Origin of the sequence: Nocardia sp. NPDC024068 (assembly GCF_040638875.1) — a bacterium.
Lineage (GTDB): Bacteria > Actinomycetota > Actinomycetes > Mycobacteriales > Mycobacteriaceae > Nocardia.
Genome location: NZ_JBEZYU010000111.1, coordinates 1 through 5,555 on the forward strand (window position 1 = coordinate 1; position 5,555 = coordinate 5,555).

At 68.2% G+C, this 5,555-nt stretch carries 6 protein-coding genes; 1 reads left to right on the top strand and 5 read right to left on the bottom strand.

The window, feature by feature from the left end; genetic code table 11:
* Nucleotides 1–162 precede the first annotated feature (162 nt).
* The 3 genes from AB0F41_RS31340 to AB0F41_RS31350 form a co-directional block, all read right to left on the bottom strand.
* Nucleotides 163–1,368 (bottom strand): NADP-dependent malic enzyme, encoded by a 1,206-nt coding sequence (locus AB0F41_RS31340; RefSeq protein ID WP_357430186.1) that lies wholly within the window; start codon nt 1,366–1,368, stop codon nt 163–165.
* A gap of 529 nt (nt 1,369–1,897) precedes the next feature.
* Nucleotides 1,898–2,164 carry a hypothetical protein gene (locus AB0F41_RS31345; protein WP_357430178.1) on the bottom strand — a complete coding sequence of 89 codons (267 nt, stop codon included), beginning with the start codon at nt 2,162–2,164 and terminating at the stop codon, nt 1,898–1,900.
* Entirely contained in the window at nt 2,161–3,015 is an 855-nt protein-coding gene (locus AB0F41_RS31350; protein ID WP_357430180.1) for a PHP domain-containing protein, read from the bottom strand. The genes AB0F41_RS31345 and AB0F41_RS31350 overlap by 4 nt, the downstream gene beginning before the upstream one ends.
* 71 nt (nt 3,016–3,086) lie before the next feature.
* Between AB0F41_RS31350 and corA the strand changes: the two genes are divergently transcribed.
* A complete protein-coding gene (gene corA, locus AB0F41_RS31355; RefSeq protein ID WP_357430188.1) occupies nt 3,087–4,151 on the top strand; it encodes a magnesium/cobalt transporter CorA in 1,065 nt (354 codons plus the stop codon).
* A gap of 3 nt (nt 4,152–4,154) precedes the next feature.
* Here corA and AB0F41_RS31360 read toward each other — a convergent pair whose 3' ends face one another.
* Together AB0F41_RS31360 and AB0F41_RS31365 are read right to left on the bottom strand one after the other, a co-directional pair.
* Nucleotides 4,155–4,736: a suppressor of fused domain protein gene (locus tag AB0F41_RS31360; protein ID WP_357430182.1), complete on the bottom strand. Its 582-nt coding sequence runs from the start codon at nt 4,734–4,736 to the stop codon at nt 4,155–4,157.
* A 3-nt stretch (nt 4,737–4,739) separates the two neighbouring features.
* Nucleotides 4,740–5,231: a general stress protein gene (locus tag AB0F41_RS31365; RefSeq protein WP_357430184.1), complete on the bottom strand. Its 492-nt coding sequence runs from the start codon at nt 5,229–5,231 to the stop codon at nt 4,740–4,742.
* Nucleotides 5,232–5,555: the final 324 nt, after the last annotated feature.

A 5,555-nucleotide genomic window follows, 5' to 3' on the forward strand; every position in this document is an offset into this window, starting at 1 on the left:
AGAACCGGGTTAATAGGGCCCCACCCTCGAGGCGCGGAGCGCCTCCAAAATTACAGCCCCACCCTCGAGCGGCGGAGCCGCTCCAAAACTACAGCACCCGGCCCAGGGTGGCGGCCGGGTGCTGTAGCTGCGGTTACCGCCCGGGTAGGGCGGAACGTTTTATCAGGCGACGCCTTCCGCGCGGGCGGCGGCGGCGACGGCGTCCGCGACTGCCGGGGCGACGCGGGGGTCCAGCGGGCTGGGGACGATCTTGTCGACGGCCAGTTCGTCGGCGACGACGCCGAGGATGGCTTCGGCCGCGGCGATCTTCATGCCTTCGGTGATCCGGCGGGCGCCCGCGTCGAGGGCGCCCTTGAAGACGCCGGGGAAGGCGAGCACATTGTTGATCTGGTTCGGGAAGTCACTGCGGCCGGTGGCCACGATCGCGGCGTATTTGCGGGCGACCTCGGGGTGGATTTCCGGGTCCGGGTTGGACATGGCGAAGACGATCGACTCCGGCGCCATCGAGGCGATGAGCTCTTCGGCGATGGTGCCCGCGGACAGGCCGAGGAACACATCGGCGCCGGTGAGGGCGTCGGCGGGGGTGCCGGTGAGCCCACGGGGGTTGGTGCGCGCGGCCAGATCCGCCTTGACAGCGTTGAGGTCGGTGCGCTCGCGGCTGACGATGCCCTTGGAGTCGAGCACCGTGACATCGGGGATGCCGGCGGCGAGCAGGATATTGGTGCACGCGACGCCGGCCGCGCCGGCGCCGGAGACGACGACCTTGAGGTCGGCGGTGGACCGGCCCTGCACGCGGGCCGCACCGTTGAGCGCGGCCAGCACCACGATGGCGGTGCCGTGCTGGTCGTCGTGCATCACGGGGCAGTCCAGCGCTTCCACGACCCGCTTCTCGATTTCGAAGCAGCGCGGGGCGGAGATGTCCTCGAGGTTCACCGCGCCGAAGCTGGGCCGCAGCCGGATCAGGGTTTCGACGATCTCGTCGACATCCTTGGTGTCCAGCACGATCGGAATGGAGTCGAGCCCGGCGAATTTCTTGAACAGCGCCGATTTGCCTTCCATCACCGGCAGCGAGGCCCGCGGGCCGATATCGCCCAGACCGAGCACCGCCGACCCGTCGCTCACGACGACCACGAGCCGGTCGGTCCAGGTGTAGCGCTTGGCGAGTGTCTCGTCCTCGGCGATCGCACGGCTCACCTGCGCCACGCCGGGGGTGTAGGCGATGGATAGGTCGCGCTGGGTCTCCAGCGGCGCGCTGAGCTCTACCGAGAGCTTGCCGCCGAGGTGACCGGCGAAGATCTCCTCGTGAGTGATCGCCGAGAGGTTTGCGGCCTCATCTTTGCTGGCGGTGGCGTTCGGTGCGTCAGTCACAGAGGACACGATTTCACTCCTGCTGGTTGCGGTCGTAACCGGTGGACGGTTACCGCCGGGTATTTGGTGTTATCTGCGTCATATCGTTCATCGGTGGCGCGACCAGGATGTTTCCCGATGGAGCCGTGAGCCGGGGGAACCCGGGAACACCGGACAACGGTCGATAGGCGACGGCGCTGATTTCGGGCAGCGACTGTCCGGGCGGATGACGGACGGGTTGTCCGGCAGAACTCGACTGGCGCTCCGGCCGCGACGGTGCGTCGCGTGGCGGGGGGCGCCGGATATCCCCGACCCGGCGGTGGCAACGATCGGGAATCCGCAATATTGTGCCAGGTCCCGGGTCGTACGCCAAACCCGGTGCCACGTTCTGCGTGTATCGGACACCACGGGGTCAGCGTAGGGGGCGGCGATTACCTCCCCGTAAGCGGAAACTCGCGGCCTACCGGTGTCCGAGGTGAGACAGTTCCGGCAACCGTTGCCCCGGCGTGTGAAGGCGCTCCCGCGCCCCGGCATCTCGGCGCCCGCTGGATCAGCCCCACCACTGCGTCCACAGCAGCGCGGCCCCCGCACCCAGCACCACAACCGCGGCCACCAGGGTCGCCGCACCGCGCCGCCGATCCGAATACAGCTGCGCGACAACGGCTATCGCCGCAACCAGTAGATGGAGCAGCACCGATTCCGTTCCCGGGCCCGGGAACCCGCGCCGGTCGCCGATCAGGGCCGCGCCCAAGACCACCAACGCCAGCAGCACCAGGCCCGCCGCGACGATCCCACTGACTCCGCGCACGATTTTCATGACGCGAGCACCGGTACGCCGGTGGCTCTGCCCGCCAGCTTCTCGAACTGGGCCGGATCGGTGGTGCATTCGCCGAGACCGATCGTCTTGTTGGCACCGTGGTAGTCCGAAGAGCCGGTGGTGAGCAGACCGTATTCGCCCGCCAGTTCGCGCAGCACCGCCCGATCGTGGCCGCTGTGGTCGGGATGGTCGACCTCCAGGCCGCACAACCCGGCCGGGACGAGATCACCGATCTCCTCCAGATCGAGCAGACGCCCGCGGCTGCGGGCCCGCGCGTGGGCCAGCACGCTGACACCGCCGGCCGCGGCGATCATCGCGACCGCCGTACGCAGCGGCGTATCGGCCTTCTCCACGTAGTAGGGCCCGTTCGACGAGAGCAGATCGGCGAACGCGGCACCGACGGTCGGCACCACACCCGCCGTGACCAGCGCCCGCGCCAGATGCGGCCGTCCCGCCGCCGGACCCGCTGCGGCCAGTACCGCGTCGGGATCGATCGGCAGCCCGTCGGCGGCCATCTGCTCGGCCATAGCGCGTAGCCGGTCCACCCGTTCGGCGCGCAACCGCTCCCGTTCGGCCGCGAAGCCGCGATCGGCCGGGTCGAACAGATAGGCCAGCAGATGCACCGATACCGGCCAGCCGTCGACACCGGGGCCCACACACGACATCTCCATGCCCCGGACCAGGGTGAGCCCCTCCGGGCGGGCCGCCTCGGCCTCGGCCCATCCGGCGGTGGTGTCGTGATCAGTGATCGCGACCACGTCCAGACCCGCCGCGGCCGCGTTGCGCACCAATTCGGCCGGGGTATCGGTGCCGTCGGAGGCGGTGGAATGGGTGTGGAGGTCGATGCGCACGCCGTCCAGTCTGTCAGTGCGTGCTCCGGGTGCCACCCGCGCGGGCGGGCTAGCATCGGCACGTGCCTTCCCTGCCGCTGCCGTTCCACAGTCCGGGACGGACCCGGCGGCCACCGTCGCGACCGCATATCCCGATTCCCACGGCCCGCGCCGTCGTCGACTGCGCGGTGTATGTGGAGGGCGAACGGCTACCCGGGCGGTTCACTCACGACACCGCGCTCGCGGCCGCCCGTGAGCGCGGTGGTTTCGTCTGGCTGGGTCTGCACGACCCCGACGCGCGGCAGATGGCCGAGATCGCCGCGACCTTCCGGCTGCACGCGCTGGCCGTGGAGGACGCGGTCCAGGCCCATCAGCGGCCGAAGCTGGAACGCTACGACGAAACCCTGGTCGTGGTGATGCGGACCGTCGCCTACATGGAGCACGAAATCCACAGCGTCAACGAGATCGTCGAAACCGGTGAGCTGCTGATCTTCCTCGCGACCGATTTCGTTATCGCGGTCCGCCACGGTGAACATTCGGCGCTGGCCCGCGTGCGCCAGGCGCTCGAGAAGGATCCGAAGCGGCTGCGCCTGGGACCGGGCGCGGTATTGCATGCCATCGCCGATCATGTCGTCGACACCTATATAGAGGTCGTGCAATCGGTCGAATTCGATATCGACGCGATGGAAGAGGAGATCTTCACGCCACGCAGCACGATCTCCGTCGAATCGATCTATCAGCTGAAACGGGAGGTGGTGGAATTGCGGCGGGCGGTCAATCCGCTGGCCGCGCCGTTGGACACGCTGGTGAAGAACGCTGATCTACCGCTCGATCCGGAGGTCCGGCGATATTTCCGCGATGTCGCCGACCACCATACGACGGTGTCGGAGCGCATCACCGATTTCGACGACTCCCTGAGTTCCCTCATCAACGCGGCGCTGGCGAAGATCACCGTGCAGCAGAACACCGATATGCGCAAGATCTCGGCCTGGGTGGCGATCGCGGCGGTTCCCACGATGATCGCGGGGATCTACGGGATGAATTTCGAGCATATGCCCGAACTGAAATGGACCTGGGGGTATCCGGTGGTTTTGCTGCTCATCACCGGTATCTGCGGCACGCTGCTGATGCTGTTCCGGCGCAACAACTGGCTCTAGCCGTCACAGCGACGCCGCACCGCGTCCGGGGTCCAGCACATCGATACCCGCCTCGGTCCAGGCGTCGCGCAGCGCCTGCGCGCCGCGCACCCGCACCCACGCCGCCTCCGTGGCCGTTACCGGCGTCACCGCGAAATACCGCACCGGATCGGCGGGTTCGGGTAGTTCTATTTCCGGGATCTCCCCCGGACCCAGCAGCACCGCGGTGAACGGCGCGGCCTGCCAGATCGGCTCACCGAGATCCAGCAGCGCATCGGGCCGCAGCACAACACCTTCGACCGCCGGGGAAGCGGCCAGCACCCCCAGCGATCTGGCGACTCCCGAACCCGACCCCGCGCCCGCGCGGACGGTGAGCACCAGTTCCGCGCGCGGTCCCCGCACCGGATCGGCCAGCAGCGCGGCCGGATCACCCATCGGATGCCGGGACCCGCCCACCGTCACGAAGTGCACCACCCCGTCGCCCGGGATGCGCAGGATCTCGATCGGCTCCAATCCCAGAAAGGTCACCGACGCGGTATCCACGGCCGCCGCGTCGATATCGAAGTGGCCCGTCACCGCCGTCCGGACCCGCTCGATCACATCCATTCGTCAGATCGCCAGCTTGGCGAGCAGATCCCGAGCCTGTTCGGCGGTCTTCGGATCACACAGCACGTCGTAGCGGCCCGCCACCAGTTGCATGGTCGACGCGAAATCACGCTGACCGCGGGTCGCGGCGTACGGGATCGTGGTGGAGATGACCCCGAAGATGATGCCGCCCACCAGACCGACCACCAGTGGACCGGCCATCCCGTTGGTGGTGAACAGGCTCAGCAGCAGCCCCAGGAACAGGCCCAGCCAGGCGCCCGACACCACACCCCCGCCGATGACCTTCCCCCAGTTCAGCCGGTAGAGCACCCGCTCGACCTGCATCAGATCGACGCCGACGATGGTGACATTCTGGACCGGGAACTGATTGTCGGCCAGATGGTCCACCGCGCGCTGCGCCTCGGCATACGTCGGGTACGAACCGATCGGCCACCCCGAAGGCGGCGTCGGCAGCCCCTGTCGACCGCGATTCGAGCTCCCAAGAGGGTTCGTCATAACCCAATTGTGGCGCATCCGGACAAAACGTGTCTCCACCCCCGGCACCCCGGCCACGCCGTATCCACTCGGATGCGCTCCGCACCTCGAGGGTGCGACCATCCGGATAAAGACGTGAGATCCCCGCGAACCCACCCCGCACTACGCAGCCCACGGGCCCGGTACCAGCGTCACCACCCGGTTCCGATCCGAATCCGGGCTCATCCAGCGAATGGGTCACCTTCTCGGTGCCGAGTTCAGCGAGGCCCACAAAGGGTTCGGCCCGCGTCTGCTGTCAGCCCTCGAAGCGCATGTGGCGAAGCCACGAGTCTCGAGGGCTGACAG

Excerpts from the sequence above, each read along its gene's own strand:
- AB0F41_RS31345 (WP_357430178.1), bottom strand. The coding sequence starts at position 2,164 with ATGAAAATCGTGCGCGGAGTCAGTGGGATCGTCGCGGCGGGCCTGGTG.
- AB0F41_RS31360 (WP_357430182.1), bottom strand. The coding sequence starts at position 4,736 with ATGGATGTGATCGAGCGGGTCCGGACGGCGGTGACGGGCCACTTCGAT.
- AB0F41_RS31365 (WP_357430184.1), bottom strand. The coding sequence starts at position 5,231 with ATGACGAACCCTCTTGGGAGCTCGAATCGCGGTCGACAGGGGCTGCCG.